The sequence below is a fragment of the Psychrobacter sp. JB193 genome (genome assembly GCF_002285555.1).
GTDB classification, from domain to species: Bacteria; Pseudomonadota; Gammaproteobacteria; order Pseudomonadales; family Moraxellaceae; genus Psychrobacter; species Psychrobacter alimentarius.
In genome coordinates this window covers 674,084-700,551 of the sequence record NZ_NRGY01000001.1, presented here as the reverse complement: position 1 = coordinate 700,551, position 26,468 = coordinate 674,084, and the positions used below count along the sequence as shown (strand labels likewise).

At 43.0% G+C, this 26,468-nt stretch carries 20 protein-coding genes and 1 pseudogene; 7 read left to right on the top strand and 14 right to left on the bottom strand.

All coding sequences use genetic code 11. The features are described from left to right. Positions 1 to 88: 88 nt before the first annotated feature. The 5 genes from fis to mrcB form a co-directional block, all read right to left on the bottom strand. A complete protein-coding gene (gene fis / locus CIK80_RS03045; RefSeq protein ID WP_062844165.1) occupies positions 89 to 451 on the bottom strand; it encodes a DNA-binding transcriptional regulator Fis in 363 nt (120 codons plus the stop codon). Between the two features lie 164 nt (positions 452 to 615). Further along, positions 616 to 1,773: a zinc-ribbon and DUF3426 domain-containing protein gene (locus CIK80_RS03040; protein WP_095568827.1), complete on the bottom strand. Its 1,158-nt coding sequence runs from the start codon at positions 1,771 to 1,773 to the stop codon at positions 616 to 618. 180 nt (positions 1,774 to 1,953) lie between these two features. Next, a complete protein-coding gene (gene prmA / locus CIK80_RS03035) occupies positions 1,954 to 2,880 on the bottom strand; it encodes a 50S ribosomal protein L11 methyltransferase (RefSeq protein ID WP_095568826.1) in 927 nt (308 codons plus the stop codon). Positions 2,881 to 3,008: 128 nt separating this feature from the next. Next, positions 3,009 to 3,830, bottom strand: coding sequence for a tetratricopeptide repeat protein (locus tag CIK80_RS03030; protein WP_095568825.1), 822 nt, complete (start codon positions 3,828 to 3,830; stop codon positions 3,009 to 3,011). A 48-nt stretch (positions 3,831 to 3,878) separates the two neighbouring features. After that, complete coding sequence (gene mrcB, locus CIK80_RS03025; RefSeq protein WP_095568824.1) at positions 3,879 to 6,353, bottom strand: penicillin-binding protein 1B; 2,475 nt, start codon at positions 6,351 to 6,353, stop codon at positions 3,879 to 3,881. Between the two features lie 410 nt (positions 6,354 to 6,763). On the opposite strand from mrcB, the gene CIK80_RS15310 reads away from it, so the two are divergent. Next, positions 6,764 to 6,910 carry a hypothetical protein gene (locus tag CIK80_RS15310; protein WP_179288314.1) on the top strand — a complete coding sequence of 49 codons (147 nt, stop codon included), beginning with the start codon at positions 6,764 to 6,766 and terminating at the stop codon, positions 6,908 to 6,910. A 63-nt stretch (positions 6,911 to 6,973) separates the two neighbouring features. Next, positions 6,974 to 9,811, top strand: coding sequence for a heavy metal translocating P-type ATPase (locus CIK80_RS03020; protein ID WP_095568823.1), 2,838 nt, complete (start codon positions 6,974 to 6,976; stop codon positions 9,809 to 9,811). Between the two features lie 104 nt (positions 9,812 to 9,915). Here CIK80_RS03020 and CIK80_RS03015 read toward each other — a convergent pair whose 3' ends face one another. Next, positions 9,916 to 10,638 carry a Bax inhibitor-1/YccA family protein gene (locus CIK80_RS03015; RefSeq protein ID WP_062844171.1) on the bottom strand — a complete coding sequence of 241 codons (723 nt, stop codon included), beginning with the start codon at positions 10,636 to 10,638 and terminating at the stop codon, positions 9,916 to 9,918. 287 nt (positions 10,639 to 10,925) lie between these two features. Here CIK80_RS03015 and CIK80_RS03010 point away from each other — a divergent pair, with 287 nt between their 5' ends. After that, positions 10,926 to 11,930, top strand: coding sequence for an NAD(+) kinase (locus CIK80_RS03010; RefSeq protein WP_179288313.1), 1,005 nt, complete (start codon positions 10,926 to 10,928; stop codon positions 11,928 to 11,930). Positions 11,931 to 11,986: 56 nt separating this feature from the next. Beyond that, complete coding sequence (locus CIK80_RS03005) at positions 11,987 to 12,298, top strand: DUF1315 family protein (protein ID WP_062844173.1); 312 nt, start codon at positions 11,987 to 11,989, stop codon at positions 12,296 to 12,298. A 74-nt stretch (positions 12,299 to 12,372) separates the two neighbouring features. On the opposite strand, the gene CIK80_RS03000 is transcribed toward CIK80_RS03005, so the two are convergent. The 5 genes and pseudogenes from CIK80_RS03000 to CIK80_RS02980 all read right to left on the bottom strand — a co-directional run bounded on the left by CIK80_RS03000 (position 12,373) and on the right by CIK80_RS02980 (position 19,483). Further along, on the bottom strand, positions 12,373 to 12,747 hold the full coding sequence (locus tag CIK80_RS03000; RefSeq protein ID WP_062844174.1) for a HopJ type III effector protein: 375 nt from the start codon (positions 12,745 to 12,747) through the stop codon (positions 12,373 to 12,375). A gap of 176 nt (positions 12,748 to 12,923) precedes the next feature. Continuing rightward, a pseudogene (csrA, locus tag CIK80_RS02995) lies at positions 12,924 to 13,091 on the bottom strand (carbon storage regulator CsrA); the annotation flags it as partial. A 425-nt stretch (positions 13,092 to 13,516) separates the two neighbouring features. Further along, entirely contained in the window at positions 13,517 to 14,803 is a 1,287-nt protein-coding gene (locus CIK80_RS02990) for an aspartate kinase (protein WP_062844175.1), read from the bottom strand. Positions 14,804 to 15,092: 289 nt separating this feature from the next. After that, complete coding sequence (alaS, locus tag CIK80_RS02985; protein ID WP_095568821.1) at positions 15,093 to 17,765, bottom strand: alanine--tRNA ligase; 2,673 nt, start codon at positions 17,763 to 17,765, stop codon at positions 15,093 to 15,095. Positions 17,766 to 17,923: 158 nt separating this feature from the next. Then, complete coding sequence (locus CIK80_RS02980) at positions 17,924 to 19,483, bottom strand: DUF389 domain-containing protein (RefSeq protein WP_095568820.1); 1,560 nt, start codon at positions 19,481 to 19,483, stop codon at positions 17,924 to 17,926. A 270-nt stretch (positions 19,484 to 19,753) separates the two neighbouring features. Between CIK80_RS02980 and CIK80_RS02975 the strand changes: the two genes are divergently transcribed. Beyond that, complete coding sequence (locus CIK80_RS02975; protein ID WP_095568819.1) at positions 19,754 to 19,954, top strand: hypothetical protein; 201 nt, start codon at positions 19,754 to 19,756, stop codon at positions 19,952 to 19,954. Between the two features lie 112 nt (positions 19,955 to 20,066). Here the strand turns inward: CIK80_RS02975 and CIK80_RS02970 are convergent, their stop codons facing one another. Continuing rightward, complete coding sequence (locus tag CIK80_RS02970) at positions 20,067 to 21,446, bottom strand: L,D-transpeptidase family protein (RefSeq protein ID WP_228139911.1); 1,380 nt, start codon at positions 21,444 to 21,446, stop codon at positions 20,067 to 20,069. Positions 21,447 to 21,833: 387 nt separating this feature from the next. On the opposite strand from CIK80_RS02970, the gene prmB reads away from it, so the two are divergent. Together prmB and aroC are read left to right on the top strand one after the other, a co-directional pair. Next, positions 21,834 to 23,006: a 50S ribosomal protein L3 N(5)-glutamine methyltransferase gene (gene prmB, locus CIK80_RS02965; RefSeq protein WP_095568818.1), complete on the top strand. Its 1,173-nt coding sequence runs from the start codon at positions 21,834 to 21,836 to the stop codon at positions 23,004 to 23,006. A 61-nt stretch (positions 23,007 to 23,067) separates the two neighbouring features. Beyond that, complete coding sequence (gene aroC / locus CIK80_RS02960; RefSeq protein WP_095568817.1) at positions 23,068 to 24,171, top strand: chorismate synthase; 1,104 nt, start codon at positions 23,068 to 23,070, stop codon at positions 24,169 to 24,171. 167 nt (positions 24,172 to 24,338) lie between these two features. Here aroC and CIK80_RS15225 read toward each other — a convergent pair whose 3' ends face one another. Together CIK80_RS15225 and creC are read right to left on the bottom strand one after the other, a co-directional pair. Further along, complete coding sequence (locus CIK80_RS15225; RefSeq protein WP_131539974.1) at positions 24,339 to 24,539, bottom strand: hypothetical protein; 201 nt, start codon at positions 24,537 to 24,539, stop codon at positions 24,339 to 24,341. 164 nt (positions 24,540 to 24,703) lie between these two features. Then, positions 24,704 to 26,440 carry a two-component system sensor histidine kinase CreC gene (gene creC, locus CIK80_RS02955; RefSeq protein WP_095568816.1) on the bottom strand — a complete coding sequence of 579 codons (1,737 nt, stop codon included), beginning with the start codon at positions 26,438 to 26,440 and terminating at the stop codon, positions 24,704 to 24,706. Positions 26,441 to 26,468 lie beyond the last annotated feature (28 nt).

The window sequence follows — 26,468 nt, the reverse complement described above, 5'->3', positions numbered from 1 at the left end:
GACGATATCGCTGAGGATAAAATCATGAACGTCAAATTGCCATACATAGTGAAGATTAATTAATATAAAAGCGCTCATATAGCCTGTGCTACATTAAGTCGTAAGTTTTGAGTTTTTTGCGTAAAGTACCGCGATTAAGACCAAGAATTTGCGCACATTTGGTTTGATTGCCTCGAGTTTTTTCGAGCACGACAGATAAGAGGGGTTCTTCAATTTGTTTTAAGATCAATTCATACAAATCAGTAGGTGTCTCGTCACCCAGCATGGCGAAATACTGTCTTACCACACGTTCTACATGTACACGTAAAGGCTCCTGTGCATGATTGGTATCACTACCTAAAGAAGAGCAAAAACCATGCGCTGGATGACGATAGTCGTTCTCATTATAATCGGCAAGATGATCAGAGCTTTTGGCAAAATGATTGGCGTTATGCTGTGCATGAGTTGCCATAAGATAATGTCCTTTAGAGAGAATCAAACCATGAGAGGGTAGGGTATTATATCAAACTAATTTTGTCTAGCGCTGACAGATTGGCTGTTATCTTCAGTAGGATTATCGAGTAAGAACAGTTTTATACTGTAAATGACCGCCTATTTTGCTGCTCAACAGCGAAATCAGTACAAAGGATTTATAGTGATTTCGCGGATTTTTGTATCAGCTACGGGAATTGTAAACAAAAGCTGCCTAGCACTAGCAGCAGCCAAATAGTTTTGTTTACTCAGTAAATACTCTTCTGGTGTCGCGATAAATTCGCCAATCATACTATTCGCACTATAAACACTGACCTTGAGATTTGGGTAAAGCTGTGCTTTTGCACTTTGATTATTTAACGTCGCACTTACATCGCTAAAGGTGCTGGCATCATTAACTAGGCTTGAACGGTGATTGGTGTTAACAATTGATAATGCATTTAAATCAGCGCTTGGCAAACTACAAGCAGCGATAGAACAGATGGCTTGTAGGCGTTCAGCATAAACTGGATTCTTGACCAGATTTTCTAAATTAAAAATGACATATTGGGCAAAAAGTAAGAAAGCCAGTACTGAGCATCCAAGTACCCATAGTAATGAGGCAATTGACTGTTTTTCAGACGTTGGTGAAAATTTTGCTTGAGATTTTCTAATATGTTTTTCGGGGATGTTGTTTTCGTCCTTAAGAGGCACACCCATATTCAGCAATAATTGTGATAAATCTGTATCGTCTTGCAGTGTCTCTTCACGCTTGTTTTGTTCTTTTAGAAGCTCCTCAAGCCATGCATTGTCTGTTTTTTGATCTACGCTTGCATGAATATCATTAGCTGCTACTGAGCTAATTGCAGAGGGTGCTATTGACGTATGGTCATTTAATAGAGGTTTCGTAGAGGCGTAGCTGTTTTTATTTGCTGCTTTAGAGGTATTATATGAAGATGTATTAACAGGAGTGGATGCATGACTTGCTTGAGTCAACCATGCATCCATACTGTCTAGTGAGTCATACTCTAACTCGGTATCTGAGGCCTCATCGATATCCATATCATCATAAATCAAATCATCAGATGAAAACTCTTTTACCAGTTGCCTATTCTTAGACGGCATATTTTGATTGGGTGATTTGGTTTCTGATCGAGTATTAGTACGATAGCTAGTATGAGTGACAATAAGATGTTGATTGACCAAAAAACTTTGTTGACACTGCTCACAGTTGACGATGGCATTTACTTTATTTAACTGAGTCTGCTGTACGTCAAAGCAAGCTTTGCAATGGGGGCATTGAGTTTTTATGGCAGTGGTCATAGGGTCGAATCCAAAAAAGTATGGTTATCAATACCGCTCAGCCACTTATGAAAACTGCCTATCACGCTCATACTTGCATTCAAACGTACAACAAATTGATGAGTTACAGCTAAAGATAGAGTGGCATCAAACACATAACATTTGACTACCCTCTATCGTAACAGATGTAATTAAATGTTGCTAGCCTGTAAATGTACCAGATAATCGCTGCCAGTGCTGTTCTTCTTGAGCAGTGAAAGCATGTTTCGGATCAAGTGCGAAATAGGGCTGATAAGCTGCCATGACCTGTTCAGTTTGAGACTCAATCAATCCCGCCAAAACAATACGACCTTTTGGTGCGATTAAGGTAGAAAAATAAGGCGCTAAGCCAATCAAAGGCTTGGCCAAAATATTGGCAACGATCACATTGACAGGCAAGATATCATGCTCTGAGCAATAATCAGTGAAGGCTTCTGGCAAAAATGCTTGTAGACGGTCACCCACTTGGTTGCGCGCTGCATTTTGATTGGTGGCCAATACGGCTTGAGGGTCGATATCGACGGCAAATACGTGACGTGCACCTAATAACAAAGCGGCAATGCCCAAAATACCCGAACCACAACCATAATCGATGACAACTTTATCATTTAAATCTTGTTCTGTTAGCCAATCAAGACACAAACGAGTAGTGGCATGATAGCCAGTCCCAAAAGCAAGTCCTGGGTCCATAATAATGTTGGTTGCCTCAGGGTTAGGCGGCGTTATCCAATTTGGCACAATCCATAAGTTATTGGCACATTCGATAGGATGATAGTTACTCATCCATTCGCGTTCCCAGTCTTTGTCATCAACGGCGCTCAGCCAAATACGTGTGGCTTGTACTTGCGCGGCAATCTCATGACTCAGCTGCTCAACGGCTTGGCGGCTACCCGTGTCAGTTGTGGCATCGAACAGTCCGGTTAAGATGACATCATCCCATAGTGGTGATTCACCAGGTAATGGCTCAAATAAAGGCTGGTCACCTGCGTCGTCTAAAGCGATGGATAATGCCCCTGCTTCTAGTAGCAGTGCCTCAGCCAAATCGACGTTTGCTTTTTCACATTGTAAATGCAGTTGTTGCCATGCCATAACGATAACCTTAAGCTTGAATAAAAATGAATATAGATATGTTTTAAATGAATGATGAACGTACCAAATTTAAAAAATAATAGTATGGTTTTCTTGTCTAGTGCTTGATGGCTCAAGTACTGCCTTTATTAGCGTAAGGCTTGCTTTGCTTCACGTATGACACGCGAATTACCTTGAGCTTGTCCAGACTGCAAGATAATTTGCCACAAGGCTCGCCTACGACTAGAATCTTGCGAAACCGTAAGTCCGCGTCTAGCCATCGCCTCTGCTTTGCGAGGTTGGTTCTTTTTCAATGCCACTTGCGCCAGATAAAAGTATACGGCAGAAGACTTAGGCGCTAGGCGCTGTGCACGAGTGAAACTGTTTTCAGCATTGGTCAGATTGCCAGATTTCAGTTGATTGATGCCAGTTTGCATCAAATTGCGAAATGCTGGCAGATCACTGTTGTTGCTTGTTGCTCTCTGAGTCCTTTGCTGTGAATTTTTTCTTGCTTGCTCTAGTAACTCGTTGCGTGAGGGTACTATTGGTTCTGAGATCATATAATCATCACGAGAAGGAGTGAGGATGATGGTATTAGATGGAATCGATGCGGAGCTAGGTGTATTAAGAACAGGTGTCTCTTGCGTCAAGGGATTTGATGGTTCAGAAGAACCATCAGACTCAATCGCATAATCGCTTTCATCATCGGCTCTCACGATAGGCGCTTGAGTGACAGGCGTAACCTTTACTGTGGTAACGGCTTCTGACACTTGTTCCTGTGATGGTAAGCTAGCTTGTATAGGTGTACTCTGCGCTGTAGTAGACATACTTGGTGCAGTCTGGCAGGCACTCAAACTTAACATGGCGATCAGTACACCAACTGTCAATGAGGTATTGGCAATGCTGCTCTTTTTGAGTGGCATTATAAACACCTGCTTAGCTAAGACAGTTTGATTGAGAGATAATATCATGTCGAAACCCTTTATAAGTTTTAAAAACAGTTTTAGCGTCATTGAACTCTAAAACCACTCAACGGCACGGTCATACCAAGTATCAGCACGACTTTCTGCATCATCACCTTCTTGATTGTCAGAGTCAACCGCTTCGCCATTTGGAATCTCCAAACCTTCACGGCGACGTTGCTGGTTGATAGCGCTTTCCTGATCCTGTCCTTGCATCTGTTCACGATTACGATCTTGTTGATAAAGACCAATTGCACAACTACTGGCCTCTTCTGGCAAATGCGCAGACATGACCGGTAAGTAGCGAGCGTCAGCACAGCGTTCATTTGATAACTTGCCTGAGTTGTTTTCAAGCCATAACCATTCGATACCTTCAGGCTCAGGCAACGCCACAGGGGTAAGTTTTAAGCGTTTCATATAGTCAACCCAAACTGGCAGGGCACCTGTACCACCGCTCAAACCAATTGGCTTGTTGTCATCACGACCTACCCAAACCACACTGACATAGTTGCCACTGTAGCCTGCAAACCAAGCATCGCGGAAATCATTTGTAGTGCCTGTTTTACCCGCCAAGTTTAGATTGCTACCAAGCGATTGCGCACGTTTAGCAGAACCCGTTGCAACCACTTGTTGTAACGCATAGTTGGTCAAGAAATTGGTTTCAGGTGGGATGCTACGCTGAGTGTTTAAACCAGTACGTTGCAAAATGCGACCACGATCATCAATCACAGTACGAATACTATGAATCGGCGTGCGAAAGCCACCCGTTGCAAACACTTGGTAGACGCCAAGCATATCCATTGGGCTAAGATTAACTGAGCCTAATAAAGCAGAAGGATAAGGTGGTATTTTTTCTTTAACCCCCATGCGCTGTAACTGCTTGGCAAAGGTGTCTACTCCGAACTCCATACCTAAACGTACGGCACTGTGATTATAGGAGTTTGATAAAGCAGTGGTGAGTGGCACAAAACCATGATCACGATTGTCATAGTTTTTAGGATTCCACTTGGTACCGTCATTCAAATTCACCGTAATTGGCGAGTCGTCTATTGAGCTGGCCAGATTATAACGACCGCTTTCAAGTGCTGTCATATAGATAATAGGTTTTAACAACGAGCCCACTTGACGCTTAGCATCGACGGCGCGGTTAAAGCCTGTAAATTCACTACCACTGCCGACCACAGAGACAAGCTCGCCCGTTTCAGGATTGGCACTTACCAAAGCACCCTGTAGATTTTTGGTTTTACTATTGTTGCGGCGCAGCTCCCCAAGCTTTTTATCAACGGCTTTGTCTGCTGCTAACTGAGCAATAGGATCTAGCGTACTAATGATAATCAGACCTTCGTTTTTGAGATCGTCAGAGTAGTACACAGTGTTTAATTCACGTTTCACGATATCTAGAAAGTCTGGGAATTGACTCTTGCCCTCAACAGGCTTATCAACGATGCCAAGTGATTGCTTCACTGCTTTATCGTAGTCTTCTTGGCTGATTGAACCCACTGCCAGCATATTACTAAGGACAATATCACGGCGCGCTTTTGAATCATTTGGATTGCGACGAGGATTATAAATACTTGGACCTTTTGCCATCCCGACAAGCATGGCTTGTTGATCCAAACGCAGCTCATTCAAAGGTTTGTCAAAATAGAATTGTGATGCCAAACCAAAACCATTGATCGAGCGATTGCCGTTCTGGCCCAAATAAATCTCATTCAAATAAGTTTGAAGAATCTCATCTTTACTATAGTGCAGTTCAAGTAGCACGGCCATTAAGGCTTCGTTGGCTTTACGTTTTAGGGTGCGGTCAGAATTCAGATAGAAATTTTTAATTAGCTGCTGCGTAATGGTTGAACCACCCTGTCTAGAGCCACCTGAAAAGTTATTGAGAACAGCACGTGCAATACCACGTATCGAAACCCCTTTATGCTCATAAAATGCACGGTCTTCCGTGGCTATCAATGCATCGATCAATGGCTGGGGTACTTCATCTAACGAGACGACCAAGCGATCTTCGTTGCTATCTGGATAGATACCGCCAATATTGACAGGTTCCAAACGAATGATGCCACTTTTGGCAGGTAAAGTGCTTTGAATCGACTCGATTTTATTACCAGCAATGGTCATTTTAATGACCTGCTCTTTGTCGATATCACTTGAGCTATAAGTAAAGCCACGCGTATGGATAAAATAGGTATTGCCTGAGCGATGATAAGTACCCGTGCGATCATAGGACTTATTGCTTTGATAATTTAAAAGCTCAAGCCACGTCTTCATCGTATCTCTATCAACATTCGCACCTTGATACAACTCAAGTGGCTGGGAATATACTTTTGCAGGAATGTCCCAGCGCTTACCCTCAAACTTATGGGTAATGGTGCGATCAAGTTTCACTAGATATAGTGCCAATAGGACCATACCAGCGATGACGATGATTAATAGAAGACTACTAAATACCAAGCCGCGCTGTTGTGAGGGCAGCGTATGATGAGTAGGCTTAGAGGAAGGTAATAGCTTGGGATTGGATTTTTGCACTGATGTCGCACCATTTTTGGATAAAAAAACTGCCTCATAATGACGTAAAATGACAAATTTTTCAATCTATCATCGTCAATGCAGTCATTCATTGTTAGTAGACTACAAGCAGTTATGCTACTTGCAGCGACGGCTTATAGTATAATCTGTCTCTAAATACTCATATTGGTAATAAATCGTCGGCCGCGTTTAATTGGATTTATGAATGGCATTAAGATAGCAATTTACGACTGCTATCACGATGTATTTTCTATGAATTCGTCATTGAGTTTTTATTCTGCGTAAACTAACTGGCATCGATACTATTGCAAACCGCTATATTGGATGGTGTTCAGCACTATCAATAATAGCAATTTTACTAAGAATAAATAGGGTTTGAGAAAACTTATATAAAGGAAGTAAGTGCGATTATGTCTAGTACTCCATCACAAGCGGCATCGGGTAGCAGCCATCCTTATGAAGATAACTCTATTATCGAAGGCTTGGTACTACCGCTCGCTGGTCACTGTTTTCACTGCGGTGATCCAGTATTGGATGGTGTTCAGCACTATCAATAATAGCAATTTTACTAAGAATAAATAGGGTTTGAGAAAACTTATATAAAGGAAGTAAGTGCGATTATGTCTAGTACTCCATCACAAGCGGCATCGGGTAGCAGCCATCCTTATGAAGATAACTCTATTATCGAAGGCTTGGTACTACCGCTCGCTGGTCACTGTTTTCACTGCGGTGATCCAGTGCCGCAGCCACCCTTTCATGCTGAGATATTAGGCAAGTCACGTGAAATGTGCTGTATGGGCTGTCAACTGGCCTCACAAAGCATTGTGGAAGCGGGGCTTGAACAGTATTATCTAGACCGTTCAGAGATTAATCGCACTGCAAGTCTACCAACCCAATTGAACCGCCTCGAAGTTTATGATCACGATGAAATAAAGTCGCAGTTTGTCTATGCACAAGATGGGCTTTCAGTCGCAGAGCTGTCCGTCAATAACTTACGCTGTGCTGCTTGCACGTGGTTGATTGAATCGCGGCTAGACGAGCTAGATGGTATTCGTCAGTGTCAGGTAAACTTGACCAGTCAGCGTATGCGAGTGATTTGGGATGAGAGCAAACTGCCTATCAGTCGTATCTTAGCTGTTATCAATGAAATTGGCTATGAGGCAAAGCCTTATCGGCAAGATACTCATGAGGCCATGCTGGCACGTCACAATAACCAAATGATACTGCGCCTAGGCATTGCTGCTCTAGGTTCTATGCAAGCTATGATGTATGCGGTTGCGCTGTATTTTGGCGAGTACAGTGACATGTTGGTTTTTCAACGGGACTTTTTGCGTTGGGTATCCTTGTTCGTTAGTACGCCTGTTTTCTTCTATGCTGCTATTCCTTTTTTTACCTCTGCATGGTCAGCGATTCGCGCGCGTCAAGTCAATATGGATGTGCCCGTCAGCGTTGCTTTAATCATTACTTTCTTTGCAAGTCTTTATGCCACTGTGACGGGCCAAGGAGAAACCTATTATGACTCAGTCAGTATGTTTGTTTTCTTCTTATTAGCAGGGCGTTACATTGAGCACAATGCACGCCTAAAAGCGGCCACAATGGCAAACGATTTGGTGGTGGTCGAACCTGTGCTGGTACAGAAGATTGCTGAAAATAAGGCAGCAGCGCGGCAAATTTTGCAGCAGTTAGAGCAAAATGTGCTCACGCAAGTGAGTATTGAGAAGAAAAACACAGATACCAGTGATCCGGTTGATGACTTGGGCGTAAGCGATGCCAATTTGCAAAGCACTGCCAGCGTTATGCCAAATTTTATGCAGAGTATGGATGCCAATGTCTATCAAATAACCTCACAGATTGCACAAGATTGGCAGCAAACAAGGCATCAATCATCAGCCATGTCACAGCCGGACAGTCTGGAAGAAAAACAGATGATGACTGCCCATAGTTTGCAGGTGGGTGACATCATTATGATTGAGGCGGGCTCTGAGATTATTAGTGATGGTATCCTGCTCAGCCCAACCGCAACCGTGTCACAAAGCCTACTAACGGGTGAGGGTGATTTGATTTTAAAGACTCAAGGAGATTATATTGTTGGCGGTGCGCAAAACGACAGCCAACCTTTTGAGATGTTGGTAACAGCGCTACCAGAAGACAGTCAGATTGGCTTGATTGATCGACTGATGAACCGAGCCATGAGTGAAAAACCAAAACTTGCACAGCAGGCGGACAAACTGGCACGTTGGTTTGTTGCTCGAATTTTGGTATTGTCCGTTTTGGTCTTTGTAGGCTGGTACATCGTTGAGCCAAGTCAAGCCATTTGGGCCACGGTCGCAGTCTTGGTGGCAACCTGTCCTTGTGCGCTCTCTTTAGCGACGCCCATTGCGCTGACAGTGGCTACCAATCGGCTGGCAAGCTATGGATTTTTGACCACGCGTGGCCATACCCTGCAAACGCTTGCCGAAATTACCCATGTAGCGTTTGACAAAACAGGTACGTTGACTTATGGCAAACCCAATTTGCTCAATATTGAGTTAACCGCTTCTCATAATGAAATAGTGCTTAACTGTACAGATAAGGATCGCAATCTCACAACGTCTGCGCAAAAAGACGAAGTGCTAGCAATTGCTGCTGCGCTGGAAGTAGGGAGTCGTCATCCTATTGCCCACGCTTTACTAACCGCAGCCTACCAACTGCATCTGCCAGCAACACAAAACTTACAGCATTACCCAGCGGGCGGTGTGGAAGCAATGATCGATGGGATACTTTATCGCATTGGTCATATAGACTTTGCTCTGGATGGCATAAATAACACTAAAAGCGGTCAAGACCTTAGTATTGATTTGGAGATGCATCGAGCCAGCTCAGCGGTGGTGCTGTCTTGTCAGCGAAATCAGTCAGCATCTTGGCAAGCGCTCGCCTGTTTCTATTTTAATGACAAAGTACGCGATAGTGCCAAAGCGATGCTTGATACGCTCAAAGCATCGAATATTGAAGCAGTCATGTTGACAGGCGACCCAAGTCACCAAGCGCTGGTCATGGCCCAAAATTTAGGCATGCAATATGCCTATAATGGCTTATCGCCCACTGATAAAGTCAACCATATTCAGCAGTTGCAAGCGAAAGGTGCGGTAGTGCTCATGGTGGGCGATGGTATTAATGATGCGCCAGTATTGGCCGCCGCCGATGTCTCAACCTCAATTGCAGGTGCAGCAGATTTGGCACAAGTATCTAGTGATAGTATTATTTTAAATGGACAAATCGAAGCCATTACTGCTGCCAAGCGTATCGCTGATAAAGCTGAACGCATTATCAAACAAAACTTTCGCTGGGCGCTTATCTATAATGGCGTCGTATTGATACCAGCGGCATTAGGTTATGTGCCACCATGGCTTGCTGCCATTGGTATGTCACTAAGCTCATTGTTCGTCGTACTAAATGCGCTGCGTTTAAAGCGTGCTTAGATTGGTAATTATTTTATTCAGCTCATAAAAAAACCGCCTTTGGTAAAAGACGGTTTTTTATTGAAAATAGTTTTTTGTTTTAAAGACTGGTGGTAAGTATTAGATTAGTCTTGTAGGTAGCTAAGCAAACGCATGAATTCAATGTACATCCATACCAGTGTTGCAAGGATACCAATACTGAATAACCATTCGTAGTCTTCAGAAATACCCATTGCCACGCCACGATCGATGTTGTCAAAGTCTAATAAAAGTGTAAAAGAAGCAATGACAATCACAAACAGACTAAAGCCAATGGCAATAGCGCCACCTTCAAACAAAAACGGTAAAGTTGAGCCAAATGCTAAAGAAAGCACCCACTGTGCGACGTAAACAAGCATAATGGCGATAACGGCTGAGGTCACAATTGAACGGAACTTTTCGGTGACTTTAACCAAGCCTGAACGATATAGTCCTAGCATCACTGCTGCTGTGACAAAGGTTGCGCACATTGCAGTAACGGGTACTGTTGGGTACATTCTCATAAAGAATAGGGAAATACCGCCCAAAAATATACCTTCTAGCAATGCATAAGGCACTGCCAACGTCTTGGCTTTTTGTGGTTTAAAGGTGATCACAAGGGCGAGAACAAATGCAGCAATCATGCTACCAAAAGCTGCCATTGTGATAAAACCCTGCGATAGCCCTGCCATAAGGGCATAAAAGAAAAAGCCCACACCAGTGATAGCAGATAAGCCAAGTAACAGACTGGTCTTTTGAATCACACCCTTGACCGTCATTGGATTACCGCCGATCGCAAGTTCTGCGCGACTGACAATAGGATTGGCCATACATGTATCCTTAATAATAAATTATATAAATATCAGTTACTTTAGCAAAACCGCCATTATTGTCAACTGTGTTTGCGTGACAACAGTCAGGGTTTGAGCATAGCTTTACATTGTGTACTGATTGAAAAAATGCTGCACCGCTCAATCTACCTACTCAAAGAGTGAGTGAGGCGACTCTTGTGAACCAGATTACGACACTTAACAAGGATGATTCATAAACGTGCTAGTCTAAGCGTTCATTTATCGCTATCATTGCTCTGTAATTTACCGTTATACCGAGTCGTTTTATGGAAAACTCAGCGCAGTCAGCCAGATTGCCACACTTACATGAATCAGAGCTATTCCACGCTATTAAAAACCCAGCTTTTAGACGTATTGGTTTGATGGGGCGTGCGGGTAAGCGTAGCGTTACTCAAAGCTTGGTACAGATTGCCCAGACCATTAATGAGATGAATCTCACGCTGATTATGGATGTGCAAACGGCAAACTTGCCCACATTAAATCTAACCGAAATTGAAAAAGTTAAAATTGTGAAGCGTGGCCTGATTGGCGAGATTTGTGATCTGGTCATTGTCGTTGGCGGTGATGGGTCAATCTTACATGCTGCTGAAGCGCTGGCACGCTATCGCGTACCAGTATTAGGTGTTAACCGTGGCCGCTTGGGTTTTTTGGCGGATGTCAAACCGGACGAGGCTGCATTTAAATTGCGTCAAGTATTAATGGGTGACTATCAACTCGATCATCGGTTTCTCTTGACCATGGAAATACGCGAAGGGCGTAAAATCATCCATGAAGATATGGCGCTCAATGACGTGGTCTTACATGCGGGTAAGTCGGTACATATGATTGACTTTCAGATGAAAATTGACGGTCAGGACGTTTACAGGCAGCATAGCGATGGCTTAATAGCGGCCACACCAACAGGATCAACGGCGTATGCTTTGTCTGGTGGTGGTCCCATTATTCATCCAAGCATGGATGCCATTTGTTTGGTTCCTATGCATCCGCACACGCTATCTAGTCGACCGATTGTGGTCAGTGGTAATAGTGAAGTTTGCATTCGTATTCATGAGGACAATCGCACTCAACCAATGGTTAGTGCAGATGGTAAGCCAAGTGTACCGCTTGAACAAGAACAACGTCTTTATATTCGTAAGCATCCTGATAAACTTACTTTATTGCATCCACCTGGATTCGACTTTTATGAAGCTTGCCGAACAAAACTACACTGGAACGTCCATGCAGAAGAATTCAGTCTCGATGTCGATGATGATATTATGGACGATGAGTAATTGAATCAGTGATATAAAATACGTTATATAGAAAATAGTGTTGGAGAGTAGGTAAGATGGATAAGCAAACAATATTAGCAAGTTTAACGCCAGATTTGGTCGACAAGTTCCGTATGGCGATTGAGCTGGGGAAGTGGCCTGATGGTCGTAAATTGACCGCTGAGCAACGCGAGACCTGTATGCAAGCAGTGATGATTTGGGAGCATGAACATTTATCACCTGCCGAGCGTACAGGCTTTATTCATAAACCAGTCAAAGACAATGGTGATATCGTTGGCGCAGAATGTGATGTGGAGCACGAGCATCACTATCCTAATATGCCCAACCCTAAAGGCGCAGTACAGCCTATTAAGTTTCATAATAAATAAATTGAATGATTGATAGTAGACTGCTGCAAAAAAGCCACGCTAGTTAGCGTGGCTTTTTTGTGCTTAACAGATAATTAAAGTGCAGTCGTATCAACGCTTGGGCGCACGGTTAGGGGGTTTTTTTGCATCAAAAACCCTTGCCAGCCCCAATGTAGAAAGTTACGAATATTGGCATGATCAGTACCGTTAGGAGTGGCCTGAACCTTGGTATAATGCTCGCCAAACAGTTTTAGCGTGTCTAACTGGTTTAGACCATGGTGCTTGGCAAAGCCAAAAATTTTCGCACTACCTTCGTTTTCACCAGCTGCATTATGTACCATGCCATTCACGAATGGGGCAGGTGCATAGCGATAAAAATCATCAATAAAGCTGATGACATCATTGAATCCAATGGCTTTTTTATTCAAACCATTAAGTAGAGCCGATACATCTGATTGGCGAATACTCATAAATAAATGACCTCAGAGCAGATTAAAAAAGCAAAAACACAGTAATTCTAAAAATATAATACCCAATAATAGTTAATTACTAGGTATCAAAGATTGGCTTAGCGATTAAAATAGTCTTCATCATCAAATGAAGGCGCAAAACTGCCTTGCTCAAGATGCTGCATTTGCGACTGTACAGAACGCTCATGCTGAATACGTTGGTAGATCTCTTCGCGATGTACAGCGATATCTTTAGGTGCATTAACACCAATGCGAACTTGATTACCTTTGACGCCTAGTACAGTTACACTGACCTCGTCGCCAATCATTAGCGTTTCGCCCACGCGGCGTGTCAAAATTAACATGCGTCACACTCCTTATGTCGCATCAACAAATTATTACTCATTAGATTAATTCTCAATTGCAGGACATCACCGAAGCACTAAACACGCATTATATTAATCATAACTACAATGCTTAACGTTGTGCCAATAGAGGCGATGATAGGTAGATTCATTTAGCCCAAATGAAAGCCCATTATAGGTGCCATAACAGATACTGTCACGGGTTTTCACAAAACTATTAGGTAAATACTCACCCGAGCAATAATAAGAAATAAAAATAGGATCTAAAAAGACCCTATTTTATCTACGTATTATTGTCGGTAACTTATAGTTAACCCGTGAAAAACCATGCAAGTCAAATCCGCATTTCATAAGCTTTGACAAATATGATGGCTCAGTTACTAAAAATAGTGTTATAGAACCGTCATTTGGTCTCTCAACGGATACTATAGTCCAGCGATTTTACTTTCGCCTTCTTCACGATCAAGACCAAAAGCAGTATGTAGCGATTTGACGGCTTTTTCCAAGTGCTGATCTTGAATCAGTACAGACACTTTAATTTCGCTAGTAGATATCATTTGGATATTGATATTGTTTTCAGCCAAAGTCTGAAACATTAAGCTGGCAACGCCTGCGTGTGAACGCATACCAACACCAACTAAAGAGACTTTAACAACTTCGCTATTGCCCAATATTTCTTTGGCACCAATCTCGTCTTTGACTTCATCATTGAGTACTTTCATGGTTTTGTCTAAGTCAGAACGATTGACTGTAAATGTGAAGTCTGTTGTGCCATTGACCGATAAATTTTGTACGATCATATCGATTTCAATGTTGGCACGACCGATTGGGCTTAAGATAGCAGAGGCAATACCAGGATGATCAGGTACACCGCGCACTACAATTTTCGCTTCGTCTCGGTTGAATGCGATACCTGAGATGATTGCCTGTTCCATATTGTCTCCTTCGTCTATCGTAATTAGTGTGCCAACATTATCTTGAAACTCTTGGTCAAAGCTACCGTCGGTATTTTCATCAAAGCTAGAGAGTACACGCAAAGGCACACCATATTTACCAGCGAACTCGACTGAGCGAATCTGAAGAATCTTAGAGCCTAGACTTGCCATTTCGAGCATTTCTTCAAAGGTTATTTTTTCAAGCTTTTTGGCCTTTGAGGTAACACGTGGGTCAGTGGTGTAGACGCCATCGACATCTGTATAAATTTGACACTCATCAGCACCCAGAGCAGCAGCAATAGCAACACCTGTCGTGTCAGAGCCACCACGGCCTAATGTGGTCGCATTGCCTTCGTCATCAATACCTTGAAAGCCTGCCACGATAACGATATTGCCCGCGTCCAGCTGTTCACGAATATTTTCATCATCAATGCTTTCGATACGCGCTTTATTATGGGCGTTATCAGTTTTGATGGCGACTTGACGACCAGTGAATGAGCGGGCACCAATACCAAGTTCTTTGATTGCCATAGCGAGTAGTGAGATAGAAACCTGCTCACCTGTTGAGACCATTTGGTCGTATTCACGCGGATCAGGCTGATTGCTAATTTGGCGTGCCAGATCGATTAAACGGTTGGTTTCGCCACTCATGGCAGATACCACAACGACCACTTGATGACCATTGTCATGCCAGCGTTTGACTCGTTTGGCGACGTTTTTAATGCGGTCGATACTGCCCATCGAGGTGCCGCCGTATTTTTGTACTATTAACGCCATAAAAACCTACCTATTATTCATTAATGGCCTTTTTATCATCAATGAGAGTCAATATGACAATCGATCAATGCGTGCATAGACAAAGCCGTATTATAAGAGTTGCGTCTTATGCTTTTTATTTATTCAATAATATGTGCTTTAGACTGGATGAGTGAACAATGTGTTCAAGCGTTGACCTTTATATCATATCTGCGCCACCACGTTAAGTGTCCGTGTGGCTTAGATGTATGGCGATTGGTTATAACCGTTATAACCAATCACATATCCTACAGATAACACTTATTGACATTTAGCCAAGCTGAGTTTCGACCCAAGCAGGTAGGGCATTAATAACAGCTGCACTATTACCAATTTTAGGGGCACCACCTTGAGCATAATCTGGCTTACCGCCGCCTTTACCGCCAAGCTCACTTGCTAAATGACGGATGATATCGCCCGCTTTTATTTTAGCAGTGAGAGATTTTGAGACACTGGCTGCTAGGGCTAATTGCTCGTCTTTATCACCAATCAAAACAATAATGCTATCAGGCAGTTTGGATTTGATATCATCCATTAGCGTACGGATGGACTTGCCATCGATACCACTTAAGGTGCTGATAAGAACGGGTGTGCCAGCGATGGTCTGAACGTCATCCAGTAGATTCGCCGCTTGAGCACTGGCCATTTTTTGTTGCAAGCGCTCTAATTGTTTTTCTAGATCGCGTTGCTTATCAGCCATGGTACGTACACGCTGTGCTACTTCAGGACGTTGCACTTTTAGTTGACTGGCCAATTCACTTAGTTGTATTTCGCTTTGCTGAATATTTTTAATCGCATTCATGCCAGTGACGGCTTCGATACGGCGAATACCAGCTGCAATGCCTGATTCGCTAGTGATTTTGAGTACCCCAATATCACCAGTGCGTTGTACATGCAAACCACCACACAGCTCGATAGAGAAAGGTTTACGCTGACCATCGACAATGCTGTCTGTACCCATGGTAAGGACGCGAACGTCACTGCCGTATTTTTCGCCAAACAGCGCCATGGCACCTTGTTTCATCGCTTCATCGATCGCCATATGCTCAATGCGAGCAGGGGTGTTGGCTTGAATTTGCTCATTGACAAGACGCTCTACGCGTGCGATTTCAGCGGCACTAACAGGTCTATCATACGAAAAATCAAAACGCAGTACTTCGCTTGAGACCAGTGAGCCTTTTTGGGTAACCTCTTCGCCTAATACTTCTCTTAGTGCTGCATGCAAAAGGTGAGTGGCAGAGTGGTTTTTGGCACTTGCTGCACGAATGCTAGACAGCACTTGAGCCTCTGCTGTTTGCTTAACGCTGATATCACCCATGGTTACCACACCATAATGAATGATTGCCTGCCCTGATTTTTTGGTATCTTGAACTTCAAACACACCTGACTCGGTGCGAATTTCGCCAAGCTCACCAGCTTGACCACCACCTTCAGCGTAGAAAGGGGTGCGGTCAAGTACGACCACACCTTCTGTGCCTTCAGTTAGGCGATCAATGGCATTGCCATCTTGATAAAGCGCATTGACAGTAACGCCATTTTCTTCTAATTGTTCATAACCGATAAATGTCGTTGGGGTTTCGACTTGGATAATGCTGCTATAATCGACGTCAAACTTGCCAGCATCGCGAGCACGCTCACGCTGTGCCTGCATATGTTCATCGAATTCCGCTTCATCAATGGCGATACCGCGTTCACGTGTGATGTCAGCGGTCAAATCAATCGGAAAACCATAAGTATCATACAGCTTGAAGGCGGCTTCACCAGAAAGCGTGTCACCATCTTGCAAGCCTTCAAGCTCGCTGGCAAGCAAACGTAATCCTTGGGCAAGTGTCTTGGCAAACTGCGCTTCTTCTTTTTGAATGGCATTCTCTATGACGCTTTGCTTGTCTACTAATTCTGGATAGGCAGTGCCCATTTCAGCAACCAGTGGTGCAACCATTTTATAAAAGAAATCACTGTCCGCACCAAGCTTATTACCATGGCGTACCGCACGGCGTATCACACGGCGTAGTACATATCCACGGCCTTCATTGCTTGGCGTGACACCATCCGCAATCAAAAATGCCACGGCACGAATGTGATCAGCGATGACTTTTAACGACGATTGTTGTTCATTTTTAATCGCTAAAATCTCAGCTGCTGCATCCATCAAATGCGTGAATAAATCAATCTCATAGTTGCCATGAACGCCTTGCATGATCGCACTAATACGCTCAAGCCCCATACCAGTATCCACACTTGGCGCTGGTAGCGGTAGTAACGTACCGTCTTTTTGACGATTGAATTGCATAAATACGCAATTCCAAATCTCAATATAGCGATCGCCATCTTCTTCTGGTGTGCCCGGCAGACCACCTTCGATATCCGCGCCGTGATCATAAAAGACTTCAGTACAAGGCCCACAAGGACCCGTGTCGCCCATGGTCCAAAAATTGTCTGATGCGTAAGGTGCGCCTTTGTTATCACCGATACGAATGATGCGATCGCTTGGAATACCGATTGTTTTGTGCCAAATATCAAAGGCCTCATCATCGGTTTCATAAATAGTGACGTATAGACGGTCTTTGTCAATCGCTAACCACTCAGCCGATGTCAAAAACTCCCAGATATATTCAATACCTGCTTGTTTAAAGTAGTCACCAAAAGAGAAGTTACCAAGCATCTCAAAAAACGTATGATGACGTGCCGTATAGCCGACATTGTCCAAATCGTTATGTTTACCGCCAGCACGTACACATTTTTGTGAGGTCACAGCGCGTGTATAGTCGCGCGTCTCCATACCCAAAAATGTCTCTTTAAACTGATTCATACCTGCATTGGTAAATAACAATGTTGGGTCATTATGTGGAATCAAGCTGGACGATGAAACTTGGGTGTGCTGCTTGCTTATGAAAAAATCGATAAAGGCTTGGCGAATATCGGCTGAGCGAAATGGCTGGCTCACAGCGGCTCCTTACTGACGGATAGAATTGAGTAAAATAATTTTGCATGCGATTTTAGCACAAACGCCAAGGCTCTTGGTACAAGATATACAACCGCTAACGTATTGTGTGAATAAAGCCAGCAGTTTTGTGGACCAAAAATGGCTGACCAAAATAGAGATTAATTGGTCAAAATTGCCGCATCAGTCTCATCGAGCTTATCTTGTATTAATGGATCAGATTCAATCACTTGCACAGGTAAATAGCGCAGTTGCAGTTTAATTGGTAAATAACTGGGGAAGTTTTTTGTCATGTCCTGAGTAATCGTGGTTTCGATTTGGCGTACATCATAAGCGCTAGGCGTGGTTTCACCGCGAATAATTGCACGCACGACTTGGCGCTCATCTGTGACATCAAATTGAGTATTGGTCAATACATTGCCTTTATCAGTAAAGTACGCAGTGATGGTCTCTTTAACATTATTTTCAAAGGCTTGCTGTTTGGCATTAGTCTGCAAATTGATGGTCAAATATGTACCCAATCCACCCAGTAATAATAAAGTGACAGCGTTGCGTTGCAAAAACGTGAGATAAGTATTTGATTGATAGTCGTCATCGACCAGACGACGAAACCCCAAGACCCATAATACAAGCGCATTGGTAAATTGGATGGCAATGATGTTTGTTGCGGCTAATAAAAGTGCACCCAAGCCCAGTTGAGGCTCGCCATGGGCAAATAAAATCCCACTAGCAGCAAGAGGTGGCACCAACGCAGTGGCAACAGCAACTCCAACCACAGCAACTGAAAGATGGGGTGATACCATGGCATAGGCACCAGCAGTACCACCTGCTAAAGCAATCATCAAGTCCATAGAAGTAGGCTGGGTACGCGATAGGATTTCTGCTGTCAATGACTGATCTTTGTGCAACCATCCTACAATAAACCCTACTAATACCACTAACGTCACACCGCTGAGCACAGTAAGAATTGATTTACGTAGCAATGGCATACGGTGATCAATGATTGCTAATGCAACCCCTGTAATTGGACCTAGCATCATTGCAACCAACATTGCGCCAATGACTACCGCTGCCGAGTTGGTCACCAGTCCATAGCTTGCGATGATGGCAGATAGTATATTCATAATGAAATACATTTTACTGGGTAGCGCATTTGCCTCAATGGTGACTCTGACTTCTGGATAATCTACTGTTTGATTGCTAAATTGCTCTGCTACAAATTGCTTATAAGACTCAAGTTTGGCTTCCTTTTTTTCTTTGACTTCTTCCTCTCGATCTTCTTCTTTATTGACTTCGTCTTGTGTGTCATCACTCTCTGTTGATGATTGATAAGTTGTCAATTCATCGCTTTCTTGTTCTGGTAAGTCCACATCTGGAGGCGTTTCTAGCTCGATGTCTTCTTGTTTTGGTACCTCTTCTGAGTGTGCTTGTGACTCATTTTCAACTGAATCTTCTTCTGGTTCAGAGGTTTCAAGCGAGGCCACTACGACATCAGGCGCAAGTGATTCTATTTTGACTTTTGCTTCAGGTGGCTGCGCACAAGCCGTATCTTCAACGGTTTCGTCTAAATCATCATCTTCTGTCTCTTCTATCATAGAAATATCAGTATCGGTCTGCGTCAAAAAATCAGACTGAGCAGCCGTATCTTTCGCATCCGTTATTTCTGTTGAATCCTGAAAAGCTGTCAACTTGTCGGAAGAAGTGTCTTTGGGTTTTGTCATAGCAAATAACTTGATTAGAAGATAAAAAAGAGTCGTTATTGTAATGATAAATATATAAAGGCATAGAAGTTTTTTGTGGATGATTATTTATTCTTAGGTAGATAGAAATTAGGATTTTTTCAGAGTAAAAACAAAAACCTTAATAGTAGCATGGTTTTTATGATTGGTCATTTAGTATGGTTGACCTCAAGAGTTATAGTAAAACCTTATTTTTTTTGTGGGTATAGTGTATAAAGTAGTTATACCCACAATATAAATGAGGAATAAGGTATGAACTGGTCATTGTTTTGTGTTGTTTATCTGATAGCCGTAACGGTCACGATGGGCGTTTTTATAGTTGCTGCCTTAGTCACAGGGTTTAATGAAATAGTACATATCCTCATAGTAGCAATATTAGGAATGATAGTTGCTATTCCTGAGGCACTATTTTTTTCTAAAAAGGTGGGTAGCATTACGGGGAATGAAGCTTAAAACATAAGACTTTAATCATAAGGCGCTTCAGTGCTTATAAATTCGGCCATAAAAAAAGACCTCGATATCAAGGTCTTTTTTATATTCATACTAATGCATTTAGTGCTGACAGTTATTTTAGCTCGACAGTAGCACCGTTCTCAATATTAGCATAAACCTCTAACACATCCCAGTTGGTCAAGCGAACACAGCCCGCTGATCCTTGGCGACTGATACCTTCAGGCTGTGGTGAACCATGTAATCCATAAGAAGGCTTAGATAAACCCATCCATACGACGCCGACAGGATTGTTTGGTCCTGGTGGCAACATATGAACTTTTTTCTGGGCACCTTCACCAACGGTAGCTTTATACCAAGGCATTTTTACTTTATTAATGATCTTAAAAGTACCTTTTGGTGACGGTGTAGCATCACTACCTACGGTAGTCGGATAAGTGGCAACCAGTTTGTTGTCATTGTAAGCATATAGTGTTTTGTCTGCTTTATTGGCAACCACACGATTGATGCGCTGATTAAGTGGACCACGAGTATTAAGAACAGTAATGGTCTCACCCGCTTTGTAAGTTTTGTTTTTATTCAACTTGTCTAAATAGCGCACATCCATATGGAAGCGTTCACCAAACATCTCTTTAATGTCTTGGTAATAAAGACCTTTCATCTTTGATTTTGCCTCTGCGCCAGCAGGTGTAGATGCAAAATTGGTTTTGATGTCATCTTCAGTAATCGTATAAGTAACCAATACAGGCTTATTAGCAGGAATGTTTTTAACTAAGGCATCCCATGTTTTTTGATCCATTTTACCTGTTGTTGGTAATCCCTTCATGGCCTGAAAGTTGATAAGGGCCTTTTTGCTGTTCATACCCCAGCCACCGTCAACAGGACCAGGAGAAGCATGGTTCCAATCCAGCAATGCTTGCATCTTAATGGTCATTGCTGAGTTAACTTTCATGTTAGGTGACCAAGTGGCCTCATTGACCTGCTTAGCGTAGTTTGACAAATTCAGTGTGGTATATCTTTTGCCATCTTTGTCTTCAATATTCTTGATGGTCGGATCATCACTGAAATCTTGACGTTTTTCACTTTCAGGTAGATCAAAAGCGAGTGGATCAGAAGAATCAATAGAAGCCACATTGCTAGGGGCAGCAACCGCTTGACCTTCACTGATATCGTCAGTATTGTCAGATTGTTCATCTTTTAGCGTCAACTCAGCCGCACTCATGTTATCTGCTGCGACCGCTTGAGGCGCTTCAGACTTTTGCTTTGAATCAATCAGCTGCGTCATACGATCAGCGGATTCAGACTGCACACGAGTATCTAATGAATTGCTACGGTTTTCTTGCACATTAAGGCTAACTTTCTGAGCGATACTAGGTAGTGAGTCAGCCGTACGTACTGGCAATGTGCGAGTATTCTCAGTAGGGGCGGCAAGCGCGCTAACACTGGCACCAACGATAGCGATAGATATGGCAGTAATAATGGGCTTTATTTTCATAATATTGAATCACTTGTAGTTGCTACTAATGCGGCTATTATGCGCATAATTTGGCTGCTTCGCAAACTTTTGACACATCTTTTTTCACTTAAGCCTTGCTAAACGTCAACTGTTGACGTATTCACTACATTTGGGTAATAACCTAGCGAAGATGTGTATTTGATACCATTCAACTCTTACGGCTCTTTCTAAGTATGAAAGCTACTTACCATTAGGGTGAAAAATCGATATAGGGTAAGAAACCAATATAAATGCAAATATTGGCGCTCCTCCTTGTTTATGTCTATAATGTGAGGTTAGATTTTTATTTAATAGATTGGCTTTTCGTAAAAAGCAATTTAACCCATTCGCGTGTGTTTAGTGACCATGCAATCAGTAAGGTGCCATATGTCAGAAGACCAAACCATGAGTGCAGAAGAGTTTCAAAATCAATATCTTAATGATGAGTCTCAGAACTTTGAAAATGAGGTAGAGTATGATTTGGAGACAGGACTTCTTGCTGAGCAGGGTGAATTTGCCAACTTACATGCCGAGCTAGAAGAAGCACGCGAGCAGCTGGTGAGTATTCGCGATTTCATTCGTTTCTCGGTCACGCAACTGCGTAACTATGATGTGGTCGTTGCGCAAGGCACTACGGATGAATTTGCAGAAGCATCTGCTATTGTCTTACATTCATTAGCGTTAGATTGGTCGGCCAATGAGCAGATTCTAGATTGCCGTTTGACGACATCAGAGAAGCAAGTGGTACTGGACTTATTGGAAGAGCGTATTGCTGAGCGCAAACCACTGAGTTATTTAATCAACTTATCTTATTTTTGTGATCTGCCTTTTTACGTTGATGAACGTGTTTTAATCCCACGCTCACCCATAGCAGAATTGATTCGCCAACAGTTTTATCCTTACTTTGAAGTGAGTGAGTTGGCCAAACCACTCAAAATTGGTATGAATGAGCAGACGGCAAGCTTTTACGATCATGGCTTAGATGTTAAGCAATTGTCGCAGCCTGAGCGTATTTTAGACTTGTGTACGGGTTCAGGCTGTATTGCTATTGCCCTTGCAACGCGTTTTGTTGATGCCCTAGTTGATGCCGTAGATATTGATAAAGGGGCGTTAGAGGTAGCAATGGTCAACGTCGATCATCATGATCTTGGTCATCAAGTTAATGTGATCGAGTCTGATCTATTTGCTAAGATTCCGACTGAAAATCAGTACGAGCTAATCGTTACCAATCCTCCTTATGTTGATGCCGCTATCATGGCAGACCTGCCACCTGAATTTTTATATGAGCCTGAGCATGCGTTAGCGGCTGGTCAAGATGGACTAGATTTGGTACATCGTATTTTATTTGAAGCGCCAGATTATCTCAGTCCAGAAGGGTTGCTGATTTGTGAAGTGGGCGATAGTGAATGGGCTTTAAAACAAGCCTATCCTGAAATCCAGTTTGATTGGCTCAAGTTTGCCCATGGTGGACATGGGGTTTTTGCTATTACTTATGATGAGTTGGTGGCAAATCGTCAGCTGTTTGCGGCTTATGTCCAGTTATTAGATAGCATTCAATAAGCAACATTACAAAGGATTGGTCAACTAATCATCAGTCGCATTTACTTGTTTAAGGATAGATATGGCAGGCAATAGTATTGGACAGGTTTTTACTGTGACCACTTGTGGCGAATCACATGGTGCAGGTCTTATGGCAATCGTCGATGGTGTACCACCAGGTCTAGCACTGTCTGAAGAAGATTTACAAGTAGATTTGGATCGCCGCAAACCCGGTACTTCTAAATACTCGACCCAGCGCCGTGAGTCTGATGAAGTCGAGATTATCTCTGGTGTTTTTGAAGGTAAGACGACAGGGACCTCCATCGGTTTACTGATTCGTAATACCAATCAAAAGTCAAAAGATTATAGCGACATCAAAGACACGTTTCGTCCCGGTCATGCCGATTATACATATAGTATGAAATATGGTTTTCGTGATTACCGTGGCGGCGGTCGCTCGTCAGCACGCGAGACAGCAATGCGAGTAGCGGCGGGTGCTATCGCTAAGAAATATTTGCAAGATCGCTTAGGCGTGCAAATTCATGGTCATGTGACTCAGATCGGCAATGAACATAGTCAAGTGCTCGACCCCAGCCAAATTGATTGGGAGTTTGTAAATAGTAATCCGTTTTTTTGTGCGGATACGGACGCCGTATCCCGTTTTGAAACATTAATAGATAGCTTACGCCGTGAAGGAACTAGCTGTGGTGCTCGGCTTGAAGTCATTGCCAGTGGCGTTCCCGTTGGACTTGGTGAGCCTGTATTTGATCGTTTGGATGCAGATATTGCCCATGCCATGATGAGCATCAATGCTGTAAAAGGGGTTGAAATTGGCGACGGCATGGCAGTAGCCGGACAGTTTGGGCATCGCTCTCGTGATGAGATGACGCCAGATGGATTTACAGCCAATCATGCAGGCGGTATCTTGGGCGGCATCTCGTCTGGTCAAGATATTCGCGTGAGTATCGCCCTCAAGCCAACGTCTAGTATTACAACGGCGGGCAAAAGTATCAATACGCAAGGTGAGGCAATTGATATGTTGACCAAGGGTCGTCATGATCCTTGCGTTGGGGTACGTGCAACGCCTATTGCTGAAGCCATGCTAGCGATTGTACTGCTCGATCATTACCTGCGTCATCGCGGTCAAAATGCAGATGTAGAGCCGCCAGTGCAGGCGATTATTTAGACAGCTCGTTAGAGATACTTATTAGTCCTTGGTTATTTCTAATAGTAGTTTATTAGAAATGACCAAGGGCTTTTTTGTGGATGTGTGGTTTGTGGCCGTATAGAAAGTACTTAATCAAGATAATAACGCGCCAGTTTAATGGGTAATGTCTTTTAATATGCAATGGCTTAAGCTGCCAACTGATAACCCTCTATCGCCACACATTGCTGATGTCGAAACACCAACAGTAGCTGCTGGCTAGGAACGGCAAGCCAATGCCCAAAAGCTATGCTATTAACACCTGCCTGTGATAAGGCGAGCAGACAAGAATGACGACTATGCCCTAAGCAATCTTCTATTATTTGGCATTGCTGAGTCAGATGTTGCATTGATTTTTTACCTCTAATAGTGATGACGAATGTGACTGACGCTATCGTAAAATAAAGAGATAGAAAATCTATGCAGTAATGATGGAAAGTTAATGAACTGTCATTAGCTTATAAGATACTAAAGTCGCCTACTAAAATAAGATGTATAGATTTGCTTGAAAAATTTATTCTTTAGCCAAGGGTAGGGTGATACTGACCATCACGCCAGAAAGCTGGCTCATAGCCATATTATCTTGACCATCATTTGCCATCATATTGTGAATAGCAACTAGACCGCCATGATGTTCGATGACTTGTTTTACTAAGGTTAAACCAAGACCTGTTCCTTTCTTGATCACATTATGAGATATGCTGGGTGTTTCTTGTTCAAGGTATTGAGACGAGTCATTGTTCGCCATGTTGCTGGCAGAGTAGCTTGTCGAGTGATGCGTGGTTTGACTTTGATGCGATAAACTAAAGTAACGATCAAACGCTTTATCAACCGCATATTCAGGTAGCAATTTTCCATCATTAAATATATCAATCGTCACCGTATTTGCTGTCTGACGTATATCAATGATGATCGTGTTTTCGGCAAAATGAATCGCATTGTCTAATACATTCTGTAGCACTTGTACCAGCCAAAACTGATCAGCAAAAACGCTTATGTTGGCAGTTAGATTAGACTGTGAACGATCTGTTTCGGTAAAACAGACGTTATCAATATAGATTTCGATGGGTGGTAAGTGCTGCTGTTGTAGCTTGGCAGCATTGTCTTTTGCCAGACTTTGTAACAATGGCAATAATGGCGTTAATTTGCGATTGAGCTTAAAGGTCGGCTGTTCAATTTTGGCAAGTAACAGTAAGCGATCAATCAGATGCTGCATTTTTATGCTTTGCTCACCAATGGTGTGAATAAGCATTTGCCGATCGTCTTCATCGAGTCCGTTGTCCTCTAACAATTCACTGCTGGCGCGAATTGCGGTCAAGGGGCTTTTGAGTTCATGGGTAAGAGTATGAACATAATCGGTGACGTAGTCTCGATTTTCTAACTGATGTTTCATAGACTCAATCGTATCTGTTAGGCTATTGAGCTCACGGCCTAGGTAGAAGTAAGGCTTTTTGGTGTCTTCAGCCAGTGCGCTGGTATACTGAGTCACTAAAGTGATGCTTTGCTTGAGCCACCATGCCACCAATCCTGCCAAGATAAGAGCTGCAATACTCATCAGTAATGCAGTGATAAACATGCGATTGCGAGTGTTATCCAAATAAGGCAGCACACTAGCGACTGGCTTACCAACACTCACCACACCAATCAGCGCGCCTCTAGGATTTTCTATAGGCTGTGCCACATACATGATCGTGCCATCACGCTGATTGTGGTTTTGGGTGGTACTCCTTGCGCCATATTGACCATTCAAAGTCAAATACACATCATTCCAACGGCTATAGTCTTGTCCCTCATCATTGTCAGGCTCAGGTAGTGAGTCATAAATGACAACGCCTGTCTTATCTGTTACGTATACCCGAAAACTGCTATAACCTTCGTGCTTATATTCTGGCGTTATGTCACTGTTAATTGCCGGTAGGCCAACGAATGCCGTATCTAAATTGGCTTGATAAGTAGCATCATATAGTTGCCCTGAAGATAGCGGTAACTGCAAATTTGCCGCAAGAAATTTACTAGTATCGAGCAAGGTGTCTTCGATGACTTGCTGGGCAGTCGGTTTGACATAGCCAAACAACTGAGTGAAGGCCACCACACCGCAAATCACTAAAACCAAAGCCACTGCCAACCAAATCCTAAAAAAAATACTCAGGTTCAGTAAGCGTTTTGGCTCATCAATTTGTTGCGCTGTGCCAATAGGATGCAGTTTTGCATACCAATTGCTTTGGCTAGTGTTGCCGATTTTATGAGTCATGATTTAAGCAAAGCAATTTGAAGTTGTG

Coding starts and splice junctions, on each gene's coding strand:
- fis (WP_062844165.1), bottom strand. CDS start 451: ATGGCAACTCATGCACAGCATAACGCCAATCATTTTGCCAAAAGCTCT.
- CIK80_RS03040 (WP_095568827.1), bottom strand. CDS start 1,773: ATGACCACTGCCATAAAAACTCAATGCCCCCATTGCAAAGCTTGCTTT.
- prmA (WP_095568826.1), bottom strand. CDS start 2,880: ATGGCATGGCAACAACTGCATTTACAATGTGAAAAAGCAAACGTCGAT.
- CIK80_RS03030 (WP_095568825.1), bottom strand. CDS start 3,830: ATGATATTATCTCTCAATCAAACTGTCTTAGCTAAGCAGGTGTTTATA.
- CIK80_RS15310 (WP_179288314.1), top strand. CDS start 6,764: ATGTCTAGTACTCCATCACAAGCGGCATCGGGTAGCAGCCATCCTTAT.
- CIK80_RS03020 (WP_095568823.1), top strand. CDS start 6,974: ATGTCTAGTACTCCATCACAAGCGGCATCGGGTAGCAGCCATCCTTAT.
- CIK80_RS03015 (WP_062844171.1), bottom strand. CDS start 10,638: ATGGCCAATCCTATTGTCAGTCGCGCAGAACTTGCGATCGGCGGTAAT.
- CIK80_RS03010 (WP_179288313.1), top strand. CDS start 10,926: ATGGAAAACTCAGCGCAGTCAGCCAGATTGCCACACTTACATGAATCA.
- CIK80_RS03005 (WP_062844173.1), top strand. CDS start 11,987: ATGGATAAGCAAACAATATTAGCAAGTTTAACGCCAGATTTGGTCGAC.
- CIK80_RS03000 (WP_062844174.1), bottom strand. CDS start 12,747: ATGAGTATTCGCCAATCAGATGTATCGGCTCTACTTAATGGTTTGAAT.
- CIK80_RS02990 (WP_062844175.1), bottom strand. CDS start 14,803: ATGGCGTTAATAGTACAAAAATACGGCGGCACCTCGATGGGCAGTATC.
- CIK80_RS02980 (WP_095568820.1), bottom strand. CDS start 19,483: ATGACAAAACCCAAAGACACTTCTTCCGACAAGTTGACAGCTTTTCAG.
- CIK80_RS02975 (WP_095568819.1), top strand. CDS start 19,754: ATGAACTGGTCATTGTTTTGTGTTGTTTATCTGATAGCCGTAACGGTC.
- CIK80_RS02970 (WP_228139911.1), bottom strand. CDS start 21,446: ATGAAAATAAAGCCCATTATTACTGCCATATCTATCGCTATCGTTGGT.
- prmB (WP_095568818.1), top strand. CDS start 21,834: ATGTCAGAAGACCAAACCATGAGTGCAGAAGAGTTTCAAAATCAATAT.
- aroC (WP_095568817.1), top strand. CDS start 23,068: ATGGCAGGCAATAGTATTGGACAGGTTTTTACTGTGACCACTTGTGGC.
- CIK80_RS15225 (WP_131539974.1), bottom strand. CDS start 24,539: ATGCAACATCTGACTCAGCAATGCCAAATAATAGAAGATTGCTTAGGG.
- creC (WP_095568816.1), bottom strand. CDS start 26,440: ATGACTCATAAAATCGGCAACACTAGCCAAAGCAATTGGTATGCAAAA.